This is a genomic window from Geobacillus kaustophilus, assembly GCF_000948285.1.
Taxonomy (GTDB): Bacteria; Bacillota; Bacilli; order Bacillales; family Anoxybacillaceae; genus Geobacillus; species Geobacillus thermoleovorans_A.
This window is the reverse complement of sequence record NZ_JYBP01000003.1, coordinates 817,072-834,731: the sequence shown is the minus strand read 5'-3', so window position 1 is coordinate 834,731 and position 17,660 is coordinate 817,072. Positions and strand designations below refer to the sequence as shown.

The 17,660-nt window shown below is 54.1% G+C and carries 8 protein-coding genes, 4 tRNA genes, 2 rRNA genes and 1 pseudogene; 4 read left to right on the top strand and 11 right to left on the bottom strand.

The window, feature by feature from the left end; genetic code table 11:
- Positions 1-120: 120 nt before the first annotated feature.
- A complete protein-coding gene (locus LG52_RS04720) occupies positions 121-1,362 on the top strand; it encodes an aminopeptidase (RefSeq protein WP_044731068.1) in 1,242 nt (413 codons plus the stop codon).
- Positions 1,363-1,465: 103 nt separating this feature from the next.
- On the opposite strand, the gene LG52_RS04715 is transcribed toward LG52_RS04720, so the two are convergent.
- Positions 1,466-4,279 carry a GTP-binding protein gene (locus LG52_RS04715; protein WP_044731067.1) on the bottom strand — a complete coding sequence of 938 codons (2,814 nt, stop codon included), beginning with the start codon at positions 4,277-4,279 and terminating at the stop codon, positions 1,466-1,468.
- Between the two features lie 421 nt (positions 4,280-4,700).
- Here LG52_RS04715 and LG52_RS04710 point away from each other — a divergent pair.
- Positions 4,701-5,113: pseudogene (locus LG52_RS04710) on the top strand (type II toxin-antitoxin system HicB family antitoxin).
- Between the two features lie 500 nt (positions 5,114-5,613).
- On the opposite strand, the gene LG52_RS04705 reads toward LG52_RS04710, so the two are convergent.
- From LG52_RS04705 to LG52_RS04680, 6 genes are all read right to left on the bottom strand, one after another.
- Positions 5,614-5,690 (bottom strand) — tRNA-Arg (locus LG52_RS04705).
- Positions 5,691-6,003: 313 nt separating this feature from the next.
- Positions 6,004-6,074, bottom strand: a tRNA-Gly gene (locus LG52_RS04700).
- Between the two features lie 93 nt (positions 6,075-6,167).
- Positions 6,168-6,241 (bottom strand) — tRNA-Arg (locus tag LG52_RS04695).
- Between the two features lie 9 nt (positions 6,242-6,250).
- Positions 6,251-6,322, bottom strand: a tRNA-Gly gene (locus tag LG52_RS04690).
- A 56-nt stretch (positions 6,323-6,378) separates the two neighbouring features.
- Positions 6,379-9,307: ribosomal RNA gene (locus LG52_RS04685) — 23S ribosomal RNA — on the bottom strand.
- Positions 9,308-9,878: 571 nt separating this feature from the next.
- A 16S ribosomal RNA gene (locus LG52_RS04680) occupies positions 9,879-11,433 on the bottom strand.
- The 16S and 23S rRNA genes sit together here with 4 tRNA genes alongside, the layout of an rRNA operon.
- A gap of 490 nt (positions 11,434-11,923) precedes the next feature.
- On the opposite strand from LG52_RS04680, the gene LG52_RS04675 reads away from it, so the two are divergent.
- Together LG52_RS04675 and LG52_RS04670 are read left to right on the top strand one after the other, a co-directional pair.
- A complete protein-coding gene (locus LG52_RS04675; protein WP_044731066.1) occupies positions 11,924-12,214 on the top strand; it encodes a hypothetical protein in 291 nt (96 codons plus the stop codon).
- Between the two features lie 64 nt (positions 12,215-12,278).
- Positions 12,279-12,722: an Hsp20/alpha crystallin family protein gene (locus LG52_RS04670; protein WP_044731065.1), complete on the top strand. Its 444-nt coding sequence runs from the start codon at positions 12,279-12,281 to the stop codon at positions 12,720-12,722.
- Positions 12,723-12,738: 16 nt separating this feature from the next.
- Here the strand turns inward: LG52_RS04670 and LG52_RS04665 are convergent, their stop codons facing one another.
- Genes LG52_RS04665 through LG52_RS04650 form a run of 4 tightly spaced genes read right to left on the bottom strand, consistent with a single transcriptional unit; the run spans position 12,739 to position 17,517 of the window.
- A complete protein-coding gene (locus LG52_RS04665; RefSeq protein WP_044731064.1) occupies positions 12,739-13,761 on the bottom strand; it encodes a LacI family DNA-binding transcriptional regulator in 1,023 nt (340 codons plus the stop codon).
- Between the two features lie 56 nt (positions 13,762-13,817).
- Complete coding sequence (gene galT, locus LG52_RS04660; RefSeq protein ID WP_044731063.1) at positions 13,818-15,344, bottom strand: UDP-glucose--hexose-1-phosphate uridylyltransferase; 1,527 nt, start codon at positions 15,342-15,344, stop codon at positions 13,818-13,820.
- 2 nt (positions 15,345-15,346) lie between these two features.
- Entirely contained in the window at positions 15,347-16,333 is a 987-nt protein-coding gene (gene galE / locus LG52_RS04655; protein WP_044731062.1) for a UDP-glucose 4-epimerase GalE, read from the bottom strand.
- Entirely contained in the window at positions 16,330-17,517 is a 1,188-nt protein-coding gene (locus tag LG52_RS04650) for a galactokinase (protein WP_044731061.1), read from the bottom strand. The genes galE and LG52_RS04650 overlap by 4 nt, the downstream gene beginning before the upstream one ends.
- Positions 17,518-17,660 lie beyond the last annotated feature (143 nt).

The following is a 17,660-nucleotide window of genomic DNA, read 5'->3' as shown; positions in this document are numbered from 1 at the left end:
CTCCCACATTGGAAAGTTTTGCTTCCATCCGGACAGAATCAACATGTGAAGCGCCGCAAGTTGCGAGACGGCCCGAATTATAATAAAGTGGAGATGAATCCAAAAAAAGGAGTGAGCAAGATGAACCGTTGGGAGAAGGAATTGGACAAATATGCCGAGCTGGCGGTCAAAGTCGGCGTGAACATTCAGCCCGGGCAGACACTGTTCGTCAACGCCCCGCTTGAGGCGGCGCCGCTCGTCCGCAAAATCGCCAAAACCGCGTACGAAACCGGGGCGAAGCACGTGTATGTCGAGTGGAACGACGAGGCGCTTACATACATCAAATTTCAATATGCCCCAGAGGAAGCGTTTTCCGAATACCCGATGTGGCGGGCGCGAGCGATGGAAGAACTCGCCGAACAAGGCGCTGCCTTTTTATCCATTTACGCTCCCAACCCTGACTTGTTAAAAGACGTCGATCCAAAGCGGATCGCGACGGCCAATAAAACAGCGGCTCAAGCGCTCGCCAACTACCGAAGCGCCATTATGGCCGACCGAAACTGCTGGTCGCTCATTTCCGTTCCGACGGCTGCTTGGGCGCAAAAAGTATTCGGCGATCTGCGTGATGAAGAAGCCATCGACCAATTATGGGAAGCGATTTTCCGCATCACCCGCATTGATCAAGACGATCCGATCGCCGCATGGCGCGAACATAACGACCAGCTCGCCCGCATCGTCGATTACTTGAATGAAAAGCAATACAAACAACTCGTTTACGAAGCGCCGGGCACCAATCTCACGGTCGAGCTCGTCGACGGGCACGTTTGGCACGGCGGCGCGGCGACAAGCCAAAGCGGCGTGCGCTTCAATCCAAATATTCCGACCGAAGAAGTGTTTACCATGCCGCATAAAGACGGCGTCAACGGCACGGTGCGCAACACGAAGCCGCTCAATTACAACGGCAACGTGATCGATCGGTTTACGCTCACGTTCAAAGACGGGCAAGTCGTCGACTTCAGCGCCGAAGAGGGATATGAAACGCTGAAGCATTTGCTTGACACCGATGACGGGGCGCGCCGCCTCGGCGAAGTCGCCCTCGTGCCGCACGAATCGCCGGTGTCGATGTCGAACCTCATTTTTTACAACACGCTGTTTGATGAAAACGCCGCCTGCCATTTGGCGCTCGGCAAGGCGTATCCGACGAACATCGAAAACGGCGCTTCATTGTCCAAAGACGAGCTTGACCGTCGCGGCGTCAACGACAGCCTCGTCCATGTCGACTTTATGATCGGCTCAGCTGAGCTGAACATTGACGGCGTGACGAAAGACGGCAAACGCGAACCGATTTTCCGCAACGGCAACTGGGCATTCGAACTGTCGTAATCAGTTTCGCCAGCTCTAAACAATAAGGCTGCGCCAAACGAGCGGCCAAACCCGACCGTTGACGCAGCCTTATTCCGTTCAAGCACGGTTCCGCACGGAACCATTAGACCGAACGGATTGGTTTGTTTTCGTCCTGCAGCAATTGCACATCGGCAGATGCCGCCTGCGCCAACTGCTCGCATTGCCGCAAACGAATGCCAAAGAGCACGAGCGGGTCGCGATACGCCTCAGGGTTTTTGCGCATATGTTTGAGCTCGCCTTCCTGGGCGGCGATCTCGAGCTCCAGCCGTTTCAACGTTTCATCGAGCGCCGTCAATGGCGCATGGAAAAATTGGGTGACATCGCGTTCAAGCGATTTGGCAAACCATTCAAACGGCAGCAGCAACTGCTCGATGACCGCTTCCACCACCTCGGTGTAATCTTGCGTCTGGATGAACTGTTTATACTTTTGCGCCAGCATCGCCTTGTTTTGCGCAAAGGCACCAAGCAGTTTGCCCGCCCCTTTCAACAGCAGCTGGCTTGGCGTTCTCCGCAGGAAAACGTTCACCTTTTCCATTTGCGCTCCGCTTGTCAACCGATCTGTATCGCGCCGCCAATCGGCGAGAATGCGAAAATCGCATTCGAGCTTGAGCCGTTCCTCCCCGAACATGGCGTTAAACCCTTCGCCCATTTCATGCAAAAACACTTGGCATTCGTTGAATTCATCTTCCATCGTTGCAATCCACTGTTCCATGGCGCGGCGCAGCTTTGGCAACACCTCTTCGTTGAGATAAGCGCGAAGCCGTTCGTTCGCTTTGTCGTTCAGTTCAAGATGCAAGCGGGAAAAATCGCTGTCTTCGCTCACAAGCTCCCCCATGTTGCACAACAGATCGGGAATCGCCGCTGACAGCTCGGCCCGCACTTCCCCCAACACAGCGCGGAACGACTTTGCCGCTTTGGCCGTTTTCTCCTCTTGCAGGTCGCCGAGCTGATGAATGGCGCCGCTGAGTTTGGCCGCCATTTCTTTTTTCCATACGACCAGCTCCGCCAGGCGGCTTTCCGCCTCGGCCCGCTGTCGGAACAAATGGGCGATGAACTGGCGGATCGTCGTTAAAATCGCTTCCTCGCGGCGGACCGGTGATACATGGCGGCGCATCTCCTCAAGCCAACCGACGAGGGATTGTTGCTGCTTGCGGCTTGGCGAATGCGGCGAATAGACCATCACATGCGCCCCCGGAACGATCGTACGAACGTGCGCTTCAACTTCCTCAACGATTCTCGCCGCCTCCTCATCATCCACCATCCCGTCGCCCGGAGGAAGCAAGAAGTACATCGGCGCATGCGGCGCCCGCTCGCGAAGCTGCAGCATCAACTGTTCATCGGCGCTAGAAAACGGATCTTCGCCGTTAAGAAGAAAGAGAATGCTGTCAGCGAGTGAAAGCGACACGAGCGCTTCATGTTCGGATGAAGCGCGCCCGCCGAGCGGGCCGATATCCAACAAAACAATCCCTTGCGGCACGAATGAAAACGGCGCCGTGCATTCAATGACAGCATCATCGGAGAATCGGCTTGCGCGTCCTCCCACCGCCTCTTGAAATTCCTCAATGCTCGAAAAAACGGTAAACTGGTCGTCGCTGATTTTCGCGACTTCCATCTCCCCGCCGTTTCTCCACGCAAGCACCGGCGCAGACGGCGCCGCCAACGCCGCCTCGCCGACCAACGTCCGCAAAAACGCCAACCGCTCATGGCGCGACGCCCCAGCGACCAAAACGTAATGCGTCCGCGAATCGGACAGTTGCCGCACGAACCAGCGGAAGCGGAAATGCGAGCCCGCCCGTTGCTCTTCCGCCCAATCGGCAATTTCTTCAAATAGCGACACACCAGCTTCCCGAGCTGGCCGTTTCGCATGGACGAGCCGCTTAGCGGCGTCGTTGATCTTCTCTTCCTCAAACGCTTCAGGAAATTTCTCACTCCATGCCAACAAGGCAGCCGCGGCTACCGCTGTCTCCGGACCGTCAGTTAAGCTCATCCAGCTTTTTACAAGCGGTGGCACCACTTCCACCAACTCTTTCAATCGGTACGGCCCTTTCATCAATCCCGCATAGGCTTCCCCTAAAAGGCCAGGAATTCGCTTCCAGTCATAGTCGCGGCCGATCGCCAACTCATCATAGAGGCGGTTCCACTCCGCGAGCCACGAAAAATAGAGGTCTCCATCCCGATAACCGTTCCATAGCGCCTGCACAAGCCGTTCAAACTTCACCCGATCCGTTTCGTACAACAGCGCCAAGCATCGTGAAAACCGCGCAGGCACCATCGTCCGCGCATGTCCTTGTTCCACGTAGCCGGTCAAGATGTCCGCCCAGCGGCGCGCCGACGTCCGCACCGCCTCTCCTAAAGCCAGTTCAACCGCACTTTGCCAGTCGCCTTGCTCCTCGAAAAAGGAGCGCGCCCATTCAGTCATGTTCGGATAATCCGGATACAACGTCACGCCGCGCTTAATCATGTCATCGGCTTTCTCGTTCGCCCCCCATTCGCGGTAAAGCGAAAACAGGCGCAAAATGATTTCCGCCTGCAACGTTTCGCTTTCCGTCTCAATCGAGCGGTACAGCTCCTCGGCCAACTCAAGCCGTCCAAGCTCACAGCAGCTGTCGGCGATGTTTTTTTGCGCCCAAGGGCGCAAGTCGTCGTTATGGACTTGTTCCCATTTAAAAATGGCCGCTTCATAGTCGCGACGGTGGAAATACACTTCCCCTTGGGCAAAGCGAATCGACGACAAATCAGCGCCATCCCGATGCGCCGCGAAAAACATCTCGCCAAGCGCGCTGACAACATCGCATTCTCCCGCCTCGACGAGCGTCTCGTAAAATGTTTTATGAACAAGTTGCTGTTCAAACTCCATGTCGATCACCTGACTCGTATAGTTGCCATGCATGTTCATTGTATGGCACGTTTTATGATTTTATTTCTATTCTATACATTTTACCAAACTTTCGCGGAAAGGAACGTTTCAATTTGTTTTCATTTGCAAGACAAAAACGCGGCGCCGACCAACTGCCATCATTCACTTCCCCAAGGATCATCAATTCACGGTTCTATCCCATGACGCCCCTTTCATGTTGATAACGCTCCCCCTATTCCACGAGCTTCGTTTGCAGCTCTTCATGTCCTTCCGTCTGCTTTTTAAGCTGTTTCAAATCATGATCTCGCTGCTCAAGCTGCTTTTTATACCGAGCGTAGTCAAAATTTCGTATTTCTCCATTCCTGCGTCGCGATAGCTGTTGTGGGCCGCCAAGTTGTGAAAGAAGTTGGCCTCGGTTCTCACCAATGCTTCGGCACGTGAATAAGCCACATCGGTTACTCTGACAATTTTCGATCCCGGATCCGATGGGAGTGAAGGATATACCATCACATTTCCGGATTTGCCAGGATGTATTACAGAAGGTTCTACTTTAGAAGAGGCATTTCGTATGGCAAAAGACGCTTTAGAAGGATACCTTTACGGAATGGAAAAGATAGCGAGCCTATTCCGGCACCATCTGATCCTAAAAAATTAGCCATCCCCCAAGGCGCGTTTGTCTCTATGATTGAAGCGTGGACCGACTATATCCGTGACGAAATGGAAAATAAATCAATTAAGAAAACATTGACGATCCCCAAATGGTTAAATGACGCCGCGGAAGCAGAAGGGATTAATTTTTCGCAACTTCTGCAATTTGCCGTAAAAGAACGCCTAGGAATGATTAAAAAAAGCAAACTTCGCACAAAACAGTGAAATGAAAAGGCCTCTTCACCTGCAAAGGCAAAAGAGGCCTTCCTTATCCCCATGCAAAATTCGCGCAAAATTTTTTCAAAAACTATGGGATTCTTTCGGATTTCCGAAAAATAAAAGATAAAGCCTCCTATCACAGCACCCGCTGATCCGGTTGCTCGTAATAGGAGACTTTCTTTCACGCACTTCCATGCGTTCCTTCCATATGTAAATGGCGTCCCAGAAGAGACTCGAACTCCCGACCGACGGCTTAGGGCCGCTGCCCCTTCCTCTGCAAGCTTATTCGATGAAGCCGGATGCGTCGGGGCAACTCGCTGCCGATTCACAGAAGCCACGGCTCGTTGCTCTATCCTGCTGAGCCATCCGAATTTCCCCAGCCTTAGCAGGCTGTTGTCGTAGCTTCCGTTCAAAACAAAAAACCCTCGATCGCCACATCGAAGAATTCGATGTTTCTGATAGAGGGTTTGTTTTAGCGCTATTTTGCGCATCTTTTCATATGTAGGTGGCGTCCCAGGAGAGACTCGAACTCCCGACCGACGGCTTAGAAGGCCGCTGCTCTATCCGACTGAGCTACTGGGACATAATCAACAGTACACTCCAATATTCCCGCTGTCCCTTCCTCTACAAGCCCATTCAAGGAAGCTTGGTGCGTCGGGACAACTCACAGCCATTTCGAAGATGACTTTGCTCGTTGCTCTATCCTGCTGAGCTGCTGGGACATGGCGATCATAACACTCTCATCATCCCGCTGCCCCTTCCTCTGCAAGCTTATTCGATGAAGCCGGATGCGTCGGGGCAACTCGCTGCCGATTCACAGAAGCCGCGGCTCGTTGCTCTATCCTGCTGAGCTGCCCGAACAATATCTATACGATATTCACGATAAAATAAAGGAAAGCGGGTGATGGGAATCGAACCCACGACTTCAGCTTGGGAAGCTGAGGTTTTACCATTAAACTACACCCGCATGATCATTATCAATGAAATTGTCTTAAAGACGACTGCAATAAGAATATAATCGCTAATCGTTTTTTTGTCAATACTTTTTAAGTTGATTAAACGCGCTCGAGAGGATTCGAACCCCTAACCTTCTGATCCGTAGTCAGATGCTCTATCCAATTGAGCTACGAGCGCACACTGGGAAGCGGAAGACGGGACTCGAACCCGCGACCCCCACCTTGGCAAGGTGGTGTTCTACCGCTGAACTACTTCCGCATCATGATAAGAAATCGTTCCTTCAAAACTAGATAACCGTCGGAAGAAGCCGCTCATAGGTCAAGCCCTCGATCGATTAGTATCCGTCAGCTCCACGTGTCGCCACGCTTCCACCTCGGACCTATCGACCTCGTCATCTTCGAGGGATCTTACCCGCTTCACGCGGTGGGAAATCTCATCTTGAGGGGGGCTTCACGCTTAGATGCTTTCAGCGCTTATCCCGTCCGCACATAGCTACCCAGCGGTGCCCCTGGCGGGACAACTGGTACACCAGCGGTGCGTCCATCCCGGTCCTCTCGTACTAAGGACAGCTCCTCTCAAATTTCCTCCGCCCGCGACGGATAGGGACCGAACTGTCTCACGACGTTCTGAACCCAGCTCGCGTACCGCTTTAATGGGCGAACAGCCCAACCCTTGGGACCGACTACAGCCCCAGGATGCGATGAGCCGACATCGAGGTGCCAAACCTCCCCGTCGATGTGGACTCTTGGGGGAGATCAGCCTGTTATCCCCGGGGTAGCTTTTATCCGTTGAGCGATGGCCCTTCCATGCGGAACCACCGGATCACTAAGCCCGACTTTCGTCCCTGCTCGACCTGTCCGTCTCGCAGTCAAGCTCCCTTGTGCCTTTGCACTCTCCGAATGATTTCCAACCATTCTGAGGGAACCTTTGGGCGCCTCCGTTACCTTTTGGGAGGCGACCGCCCCAGTCAAACTGCCCGCCTGACACTGTCTCCCACCCCGCTAAGGGGTGCGGGTTAGAATTTCAATACCGCCAGGGTGGTATCCCACCGCCGCCTCCACCGAAGCTGGCGCTCCGGCTTCCCAGGCTCCCACCTATCCTGTACAAGCGATACCAAAATTCCATATCAGGCTGCAGTAAAGCTCCACGGGGTCTTTCCGTCCTGTCGCGGGTAACCTGCATCTTCACAGGTAGTATAATTTCACCGGGTCTCTCGTTGAGACAGCGCCCAAGTCGTTACACCTTTCGTGCGGGTCGGAACTTACCCGACAAGGAATTTCGCTACCTTAGGACCGTTATAGTTACGGCCGCCGTTTACTGGGGCTTCGGTTCGCACCTTCGCTTCCGCTAAGCGCTCCCCTTAACCTTCCAGCACCGGGCAGGTGTCAGCCCCTATACGTCGCCTTTCGGCTTCGCAGAGACCTGTGTTTTTGATAAACAGTCGCTTGGGCCTTTTCACTGCGGCTCTTCCAGGCTCTTCACCCGAAAGAGCACCCCTTCTCCCGAAGTTACGGGGTCATTTTGCCGAGTTCCTTAACGAGAGTTCTCCCGCGCGCCTTAGGATTCTCTCCTCGCCTGCCTGTGTCGGTTTGCGGTACGGGCACCTCTTCCCTCGCTAGAGGCTTTTCTTGGCAGTGTGGAATCAGGGACTTCCGGAATGCTCCGTCGCCGTCACCGCTTGGCCTTGCGATCCGCGGATTTGCCTGCGGATCAGCCTCACGGCTTGGACAGGCTCTTCCAGCCGCCTGCTCGCCCTATCCTCCTGCGTCCCCCCATCGCTCAAACGGGAAGAAGGTGGTACAGGAATCTCCACCTGTTGTCCATCACCTACGCCTTTCGGCCTCGGCTTAGGTCCCGACTAACCCTGAGCGGACGAACCTTCCTCAGGAACCCTTAGGCTTTCGGCGCAGAGGATTCTCACCTCTGTTTTCGCTACTCATACCGGCATTCTCACTTCTAAGCGCTCCACCAGTCCTTCCGGTCTGGCTTCTCTGCCCTTAGAACGCTCCCCTACCGATGACCAACGGTCATCCCGCAGCTTCGGCGGCACGTTTAGCCCCGGTACATTTTCGGCGCAGAGCCACTCGACCAGTGAGCTATTACGCACTCTTTCAATGGTGGCTGCTTCTAAGCCAACATCCTGGTTGTCTTGGCAACTCCACATCCTTTTCCACTGAACGTGCACTTCGGGGCCTTAGCTGGCGGTCTGGGCTGTTCCCCTCTCGACCACGGATCTTATCACTCGCAGTCTGACTCCCGGGCATAAGTCGTTGGCATTCGGAGTTTGACTGGGTTCGGTAACCCGGTTGGGGCCCCTAGCCCAATCAGTGCTCTACCTCCAACACTCTTAAACCCGAGGCTAGCCCTAAAGCTATTTCGGGGAGAACCAGCTATCTCCAAGTTCGATTGGCATTTCACCCCTACCCACACCTCATCCCCGCACTTTTCAACGTGCGTGGGTTCGGGCCTCCAGCCGGTGTTACCCGGCCTTCACCCTGGACATGGGTAGATCACCTGGTTTCGGGTCGACGACGACGTACTTGACGCCCTCTTCAGACTCGCTTTCGCTGCGGCTCCGCCTCTTCGGCTTAACCTCGCACGCCATCGTCACTCGCCGGTTCATTCTACAAAAGGCACGCCATCACCCATCAACGGGCTCTGACTACTTGTAGGCACACGGTTTCAGGTTCTCTTTCACTCCCCTCCCGGGGTGCTTTTCACCTTTCCCTCACGGTACTGGTGCACTATCGGTCACTAGGGAGTATTTAGCCTTGGGAGATGGTCCTCCCTGCTTCCGACGGGATTCCTCGTGTCCCGCCGTACTCAGGATCCGCTCGGGAGGGAACGAAGTTTCGACTACAGGGCTCTCACCTTCTCTGGCCGGCCGTTCCAGACCGGTTCGTCTACCCCGTCCCTTTCTCACTCCCATCGTGAGCGGTCCTACAACCCCAAGAGGACATACCTCTTGGTTTGGGCTGTTCCCGTTTCGCTCGCCGCTACTCAGGGAATCGCGGTTGCTTTCTTCTCCTCCGGGTACTAAGATGTTTCAGTTCCCCGGGTGTGCCCTCCATGCCCTATGGATTCAGGCATGGATACTGCCCCATTACGGACAGTGGGTTCCCCCATTCGGACATCTCCGGATCAACGCTTGCTTACAGCTCCCCGAAGCGTTTCGGCGTTTGCCCCGTCCTTCATCGGCTCCTAGTGCCAAGGCATCCACCGTGCGCCCTTTCCAGCTTAACCTAAAGCGTCTCGGCTTCTTCCTGTCTAGCTTCGGCTCGCCGCCGCTCGGGGTCAAATAACCTTCGCCTTCGGGATTAGAAATCCCTGTAGACGAAGAACATTTGCCCGCCGCGGCGAAACGCTCGCCTCCGCTTTTCCGGTTATCTAGTTTTCAAGGAACGAAGTAGCTCCTTTGAATTCGCTTCTTCGCTGGTTTGCGTCGAGGAATTCGGCTTCTCCGAATCCGCTTGTAGACGCAGACGCCAAACATTTGAGAGAACATGACTCGTTCCCTCCAAAACTGAACGAAGCGACTGCCTTGAGTCTGCTTCTTTGCAGCTTTGCGCCGAGGAATCCATCTTCCTTGAACCTGCAAGAAGACGAAGGCGCAAAACACTTGAAGGAATCCTCATTCCTTCAAAACTGAACGAAACAGAAGCGCGTTTTGCTTTGAATAACGACTGATGTCTAGCTCCAGCGCCTGGCTCTCTTCTGCCAAATAACCTTCCCCCTCGGGGTGCAAGCACCCCTCTCGGTGAAGAACATTTGGCTTCGAGAGCCGATCGGCGGCGCTTCCGCTTTTCGTCCTTAGAAAGGAGGTGATCCAGCCGCACCTTCCGGTACGGCTACCTTGTTACGACTTCACCCCAATCACTTGCCCCACTTCGGCGGCTGGCTCCCGAAACGGGTTGCCTCACCGACTTCGGGTGTTGCAAGCTCTCGTGGTGTGACGGGCGGTGTGTACAAGGCCCGGGAACGTATTCACCGCGCATGCTGATCCGCGATTACTAGCGATTCCGGCTTCATGCAGGCGAGTTGCAGCCTGCAATCCGAACTGGAGAGCGGCTTTTTGGGATTCGCTCCCCCTCGCGGGTTCGCAGCCTTTGTACCGCCCATTGTAGCACGTGTGTAGCCCAGGGTCATAAGGGGCATGATGATTTGACGTCATCCCCACCTTCCTCCGACTTGTCGCCGGCAGTCCCTCTAGAGTGCCCAACCGAATGCTGGCAACTAGAGGCGAGGGTTGCGCTCGTTGCGGGACTTAACCCAACATCTCACGACACGAGCTGACGACAACCATGCACCACTGTCACCCTGTCCCCCCGAAGGGGGAACGCCAATCTCTTGGGTTGTCAGGGGATGTCAAGACCTGGTAAGGTTCTTCGCGTTGCTTCGAATTAAACCACATATGCTCCACCGCTTGTGCGGGCCCCCGTCAATTCCTTTGAGTTTCAGCCTTGCGGCCGTACTCCCCAGGCGGAGTGCTTATCGCGTTAGCTGCAGCACTAAAGGGTGTGACCCCTCTAACACTTAGCACTCATCGTTTACGGCGTGGACTACCAGGGTATCTAATCCTGTTTGCTCCCCACGCTTTCGCGCCTCAGCGTCAGTTGCAGGCCAGAGAGCCGCCTTCGCCACTGGTGTTCCTCCACATCTCTACGCATTTCACCGCTACACGTGGAATTCCGCTCCCCTCTCCTGCACTCAAGTCCCCCAGTTTCCAATGACCCTCCACGGTTGAGCCGTGGGCTTTCACATCAGACTTAAGGGACCGCCTGCGCGCGCTTTACGCCCAATAATTCCGGACAACGCTCGCCCCCTACGTATTACCGCGGCTGCTGGCACGTAGTTAGCCGGGGCTTCCTCGTGAGGTACCGTCACCGCGCCGCCCTCTTCGAACGGCGCTCCTTCGTCCCTCACAACAGAGCTTTACGACCCGAAGGCCTTCTTCGCTCACGCGGCGTCGCTCCGTCAGGCTTTCGCCCATTGCGGAAGATTCCCTACTGCTGCCTCCCGTAGGAGTCTGGGCCGTGTCTCAGTCCCAGTGTGGCGGTCACCCTCTCAGGCCGGCTACGCATCGTCGCCTTGGTGAGCCGTTACCTCACCAACTAGCTAATGCCCGCGGGCCCATCCGCAAGTGGCAGCTTGCGCCGCCTTTCAACCCAAGACCATGCGGTCTTCGGTGTTATCCGGTATTAGCTCCGGTTTCCCGGAGTTATCCCGGTCTTGCGGGCAGGTTGCCCACGTGTTACTCACCCGTCCGCCGCTGACCGAACAAGAGCAAGCTCCGATCCGGTCCGCTCGACTTGCATGTATTAGGCACGCCGCCAGCGTTCGTCCTGAGCCAGGATCAAACTCTCCAAAGAAAGTTGATTGGCTAATTTCACACCACAGACGCCAAAAGCGCCGTGGCGCACGCGCTTCGTTTCGTTCAGTTTTCAAGGAACGACAATTATTATTATAAACAATCTTTCAAGAATGTCAACTACTGTCTCTCTAGTTCATACTGCCACATTTTTGTCGCGGCGATTAACTATTATAATTGATTTTTGTTATTTGTCAATAGTTTTTGTTTCGCGATCATCTAGCTGTCACGCTCCGACATCTTGTCGAGGCGACGTCTTTTATTTTATACGCCGATTTCTATTATGTCAACTATTTTTTAAAAAAACAAACGGCTTAAAAGCGATGTGAATAGGCAAGCAAAAAACAGCGCTTTGGCTGCCAAGCTAGACGTCCTTGCTTCCGCCGCCTTTAAGGCTTGGCGGCTCGAATTGCCCCGATGGCCGTATGGTATAATGCAAGGAGGATATATCGCATGCAGATCCAAACTTATTTCTTAAGGAGGGAAAAAACGTGACCTATCCATTTTCTGCACTGCTTGACGGCTACCGCCGCCTTTGGCCGAACCGGTCGCTGACGGCCGGACCGCTCAATGAACAAGAAAGCCAAACTCTTTTATATGAAACGATGGGGCAGGAGCTGCGCGATGAATGGACGCATCCGCGCGTGCGGCAATCGCCGGAGGCGAAATTTTACTACGCCGTCAAGCGGGTGGCCGCCTCTGACTTGCCGGATGGCATGAAAGTAGCGCTCATTCAAGCGTATTTGACGGTGATGGAACAAGTGCAAACCAATCATACATAAAACAGACGAATCCGGTTCACACTACTGAACGGAAAAACATTTCTTGTCAAGGAGGATGGCAGTTATGGCGTTAATTCCGTATGACCCGTTCCGACACTTGGAGTCGATCCGCCGGGATATGAACCGCTTTTTTGCTAGTGATTTTCCATCGCTGTTCACTCATATGGATGAGCAGCACTGGATGCCGCGCATCGATATGCATGAAACGGACAACGAATACGTCGTTTCGTGCGATTTGCCGGGGCTGGAGCGGAAAGAGGATGTGCACATTGACGTGCAGAACAACATGTTGACCATCAGCGGCACGATTCAACGCCACCACGATGTCAAAGAAGAACAAATGCACCGGCGCGAACGCTTTTTCGGCCGCTTCCAGCGTTCGATCACCCTGCCGGCGGATGCCGCGGCGGAAAACATTCGCGCGACGTACAAAAACGGCGTGCTTGACATTCATATCCCGAAAACAACGACAGGAACGAAAAAACGCGTTGATATCGAGTTCCATTAATGCGAAAGGGAGCGGCTTATCGACCGCTCCCCTTTTCGTTGCCTTCGCTGCTCGAGCGGATGACGAGCTCCGTCGGCACGACGACCTTTTTGCAAATCGCCCGTTTCGTCGTCAACCGTTCGATGAGCAGCTCAACCGCTGTTTCACCCATAAATTCTGTGTATACTTTCACCGTCGAAAGCGGCGGGTGAAGAAATGCTGCCGTCGGAATATCATTGAATCCGACAATCGCCGCCTCTTCAGGAACAGCGATTCCAGCCTCATGCAGCGCACGCAGGGCGCCGATCGCCATCGAATCGCTGGCAATGAAAAACGCCGTCGGCAAGTCGCCGCCTGAAACGGCTTTTTTCATCAACCGATAGCCATCTTCGGCAGTGAAGGCGCCGATCCATACATAACGGGAATCGTACAGCCCTTTGACATACAAATATTCGTAAAACGCCGCTTCGCGCTCATCGCGGATCGGCGTTTCCCCGTCCACATATTCGCGGCCGCCGATATAGCCGATTTTCGTATGCCCCAACCGAAGCAAATAGTCAAGCACCGTCACCGTCGCTTGACGCAAGTCGATGACGACCGAATCAAACCGATGCTCATCAGGCGAACAGTCGACAAACACAATTTGTTTGGCCCCGGCGGCAAAAGTCTCGACTTCCTTCGGCCCGAATTTTCCGACGGCGATGATGCCATCGAGCGCCTCCATCCGTTCGGTCGGATAGGCGCCGTGCTGTTTAAACAATTTAACGAGTTCGATGCCGCGGTCAAAACATTCTTTTTCCACTCCAAGGCGAATCGCCATATAATACGGGTCATCGATTTCCTGGCGCTCCGAATACCAGTGAATGAGCCCGAGGCGAAACGATTCGCGCGCTTGCTGGCTTCGTTCCCGCAATGTTTTGTAGTTCAGCTCTTGGGCAACCTCAAAAATGCGCCTTCTCGTTTCATCGGAAACGGACAGCGTCGCATCGTAATTGAGCACGCGCGAGACGGTCGCGACTGAAACGCCGACTTTTTCCGCGATTTCTTTTAACGTGGCCATAGTCTGTTTGTGATCCCTTCCTTATGTTTCATATGAAACGCGTTTTTTCGCCGCATTTAAACAAGAGACGACATGCGCTCCACAGCGTGCTGCATAAAGCGGCGAAACGCGTCCTTCCCTCGCTTGTCCCGCTTAAACACCCCGGCATGTTCCAACACGGTGACAAACCGTTGCCCGACTTCGTACTTCAAAATGTCATGGACATTGTCCTTCGTGATGTCCGGATAGGCCGAGCGAATGGCTTCGCACCAATCCCAATGTTTCTGCATCGACTCGTCCCAGTCTTCTTTTTTTGTCTGATGCACGAGATAATCGGCCAGCGTCTCCAATTCCGCGGCAAGCCGTGCCGGCAGCACCGCCAGCCCCATCACTTCAATCAAGCCGATGTTTTCCTTTTTAATGTGATGCAATTCTTCATGCGGATGGAAAATGCCATACGGATATTCAGGCGATGTCCGGTTGTTGCGCAACACGATGTCCAACTCAAACAAATCGCCGCGCCGCCGGGCGATCGGGGTGATCGTGTTGTGCGGAACATCGCCGCTGTAGGCAATAATCTCGACACTTGGGTCACTGTACGTCCGCCATGTTTCATACAAAAAAGCAGCCGCATCCAACACGTCCTCTTTTGGTCCAGTCAAACGGATGACGGACATCGGCCAGCGCACAATGCCGACTGTGACCGACGGAAACGATGGAAGCGGGATATGCTCTTCAACCTCCGCCTTTTCCATCGCAAACGTATAGCACCCGCCTTGGAAATGGTCATGCACTAAAATCGAGCCGCCGACAATCGGCAAATCGGCGTTCGAACCAACGAAATAGTGCGGGAACTTTTCGACGAAATCGAGCAAACGCTCAAGCGTCTTCCGCTCCATCTTCATCGGCACGTGTTCGGCGGAAAAGACAATGCAATGTTCATGATAGTACACGTAGGGAGAATATTGCAAATACCACTGTTCATCCAATAACGTGATCGGGATAACCCGGTGATTGGAACGGGCTGGATGGCGCCACGTTCCTTCATACCCTTCGTTTTCTTTGCATAATACACATTTTGGATACGAGGATGACGGCACCTCTTTTAATTTGGCGATTTCCTTCGGGTCTTTTTCCGGTTTCGCCAAGTTAATGGTGATGTCCAATTCACCGTAGGCAGTCGACACTTTCCATTGCTGATTTTGCGCGATGCGCGCCGTCGGGATGTAATTGGACGCCCGGCTCAACGAATAAAACCAATTCGTCGCCTCTTGCGGGCTGCGGCGGTATCGCTCGTAAAAGGCGCGGATCACTTCCGACGGCCGCGGCATGACGCAGTCCATCAACTTCGCATCCCATATATCGCGCTCGGTCGTTGTATTCGTTTCCAATAATCCTTGTTCATACGCCCAATCAATGATCACGTCCAATATCGGAGCGGGCGAGGCCAAAGGAACGTCCTTGGCCTCGGCCGGCTGCCATTCCGTGAGCCGAAGCGTTGCCAGCAGGCGGTTGCGCGCGTACACCTCGTCTTCCGGCGCCAAAAGGCCGCGCTGCTCGGCATAACGAATCAGTTGTTCAATCGCCGCAAAAATCGTTTCCATGTTTACACACCCCGATAGCCGTTTGGCCGCGCTTGATGCCATTCCCACGCCGACGCGACAATGTCCGTAATGGATGGGTATTTCGGGTTCCACCCGAGCTCGCGCTTCGCCTTTTCCGATGAAGCGACAAGTCTCGCCGGATCGCCCGGGCGCCGCGACATGACGCGGGCCGGAATCGGATGACCCGTCACTTGCCGCGCCGCTTCGATCACTTCTTTGACGCTGAAGCCGTTGCCGTTGCCTAGATTGTACACGTCACTGGCCGCCCCGTTCCGCAGTTTTTCAAGCGCCAAAAAGTGGGCATCGACAAGATCGAGCACATGAATGTAGTCGCGGATGCATGTGCCGTCCGGTGTATCATAATCATCGCCAAAAATCAAAATTTCTTCCCGCTGCCCGAGCGGCACTTTCAAAATCAGCGGAATAAGATGCGTCTCCGGGTTGTGGTCCTCGCCGATTGTCGTGCCGTACGCTCCGGCGACATTAAAGTAGCGGAGCGAAATCGAGCGGATGCCGTAGGCGCGGTCCGCCCATTTCATCATTTTTTCCATCGCCAGCTTCGTTTCTCCGTACGCGTTTGTCGGTTCGGTCGGGTCGGTTTCGACGATCGGGATTTGTTTCGGCTCCCCATACACCGCGGCGGTTGAAGAAAAGACGATTTGTTTGACGCCGAACTCCTTCATCACTTCAAGCAGCACTTGTGTGCCGTACACATTGTTGTCGTAATACTTCAGCGGCTCTTCCATGCTTTCACCGACCAATGAGTTCGCCGCAAAATGAATGACCGCCTCAATGTCGTGCCGGCGAAACACCTCGCGCAAAAACTCGCGGTCGCGAATATCGCCTTCGCAAAACACCGCCTCACGGTGAACGGCCTCTTTGTGCCCTGTCTGCAAGTTGTCAACCACCACAACGTTCTCGCCTTTTTCGATCAGGCGGTACACCGCATGGCTGCCGATATACCCTGCCCCGCCGCAAACCAAAATCATCGGCTCATCTCCTCCTGTTCCGTCAGTTCTCTCGCCCCATCCCCAACTTCGACGACATAAAAGCTTGCTTCATACCCGATTGTTTCGGCGTACGCATTTCCGACCCGTTCAATGAAATCTTGAACATATGCCTTTTTCACAATGTTCACTGTGCAGCCGCCAAACCCGGCGCCCGTCATGCGCGCCCCGACCGTTCCTTCGTGCGACCATGCGGCCTCAACGAGCGTATCAAGTTCGATGCCCGTCACTTCATAGTCATCGCGCAGCGACAAATGCGACTGTTTCATCAACTCTCCAAAGCGGATGAGGTCTCCTCGCTCAAGCGCCCGGGCGGCTTCAAGCGTCCGCTCGTTTTCGGTCACCGCATGGCGGGCCCGCTTTTGTTCCAGCGGTGAAAGGAGATGGGCATATTCATCGAGCTCCGCGCTTGTCAGCTCACCGAGAGAGGCGATGTTCCGCACGCTTTGCAGCTTCGAAAGCGCCGCCTCGCACGTCGCCCGCCGCTCGTTGTACGCCGAGTCCGCCAAGCCGCGCTTTTTGTTCGTATTGGCGATGACGATCGAACAATCGTCAAGCACCAATGGCAAATAGCGATACTCGAGCGTCTGGCAGTTTAGTAAGATGGCGCAGTCTTGTTTTCCCATGCCGACGGCAAACTGATCCATAATGCCGCAATTGACGCCGACGTATTTATTTTCTACGGTTTGGCTCATTTTCACAAGTTCCAACTGATCGAGCCCCCGCGCCAACAAGGTGTTTAATGCGACTGCCGTCACAAGCTCAATCGAAGCAGATGACGACAAACCCGCGCCGTTCGGGATCGTGCCGTAATACAAAATGTCCAATCCGGCCTCAAGCGGACTCAGCGCTTGAAACGCGGCCAAAATGCCTTTCGGGTAGTTCGCCCAGCCGTGCTCGCTCCGGTATGACAAGTCGTCGTAAGAGACCGTGATCACTCCCGTTTCCGGGAAGTTTTGGGAGTAAAAGCGGGCAAACGGCTCATCCGTTTGCCGAACAAGCGCATACGTGCCGATCGCAAGTGCGCACGGCAGCACATGCCCGCCGTTGTAATCCGTATGCTCACCAATTAAATTGACGCGGCCGGGGGCGAAGAAGATGCGAACTCTCCCTTCACAACCAAATACATTTTCAAAGGTTTTCATCAAACCAAAATTAGCAGTCATTATTACGCCTCCCAAACATCAATCGTTAGTGTATATTTTAGTATAAATTTTACTAAAAGAAAATAAAAAAAGTCTTTATTATTATATATAAAATTGAAATTTTAACATTTGTAGCTTTTACTGAGCATTGGATCGACTATAGG

Bases quoted from the DNA above. Each gene is read 5' to 3' on its own strand.
- LG52_RS04720 (WP_044731068.1), top strand. From the start codon at position 121: ATGAACCGTTGGGAGAAGGAATTGGACAAATATGCCGAGCTGGCGGTC.
- LG52_RS04715 (WP_044731067.1), bottom strand. From the start codon at position 4,279: ATGAACATGCATGGCAACTATACGAGTCAGGTGATCGACATGGAGTTT.
- LG52_RS04670 (WP_044731065.1), top strand. From the start codon at position 12,279: ATGGCGTTAATTCCGTATGACCCGTTCCGACACTTGGAGTCGATCCGC.
- LG52_RS04665 (WP_044731064.1), bottom strand. From the start codon at position 13,761: ATGGCCACGTTAAAAGAAATCGCGGAAAAAGTCGGCGTTTCAGTCGCG.
- galT (WP_044731063.1), bottom strand. From the start codon at position 15,344: ATGGAAACGATTTTTGCGGCGATTGAACAACTGATTCGTTATGCCGAG.
- galE (WP_044731062.1), bottom strand. From the start codon at position 16,333: ATGATTTTGGTTTGCGGCGGGGCAGGGTATATCGGCAGCCATGCGGTG.
- LG52_RS04650 (WP_044731061.1), bottom strand. From the start codon at position 17,517: ATGACTGCTAATTTTGGTTTGATGAAAACCTTTGAAAATGTATTTGGT.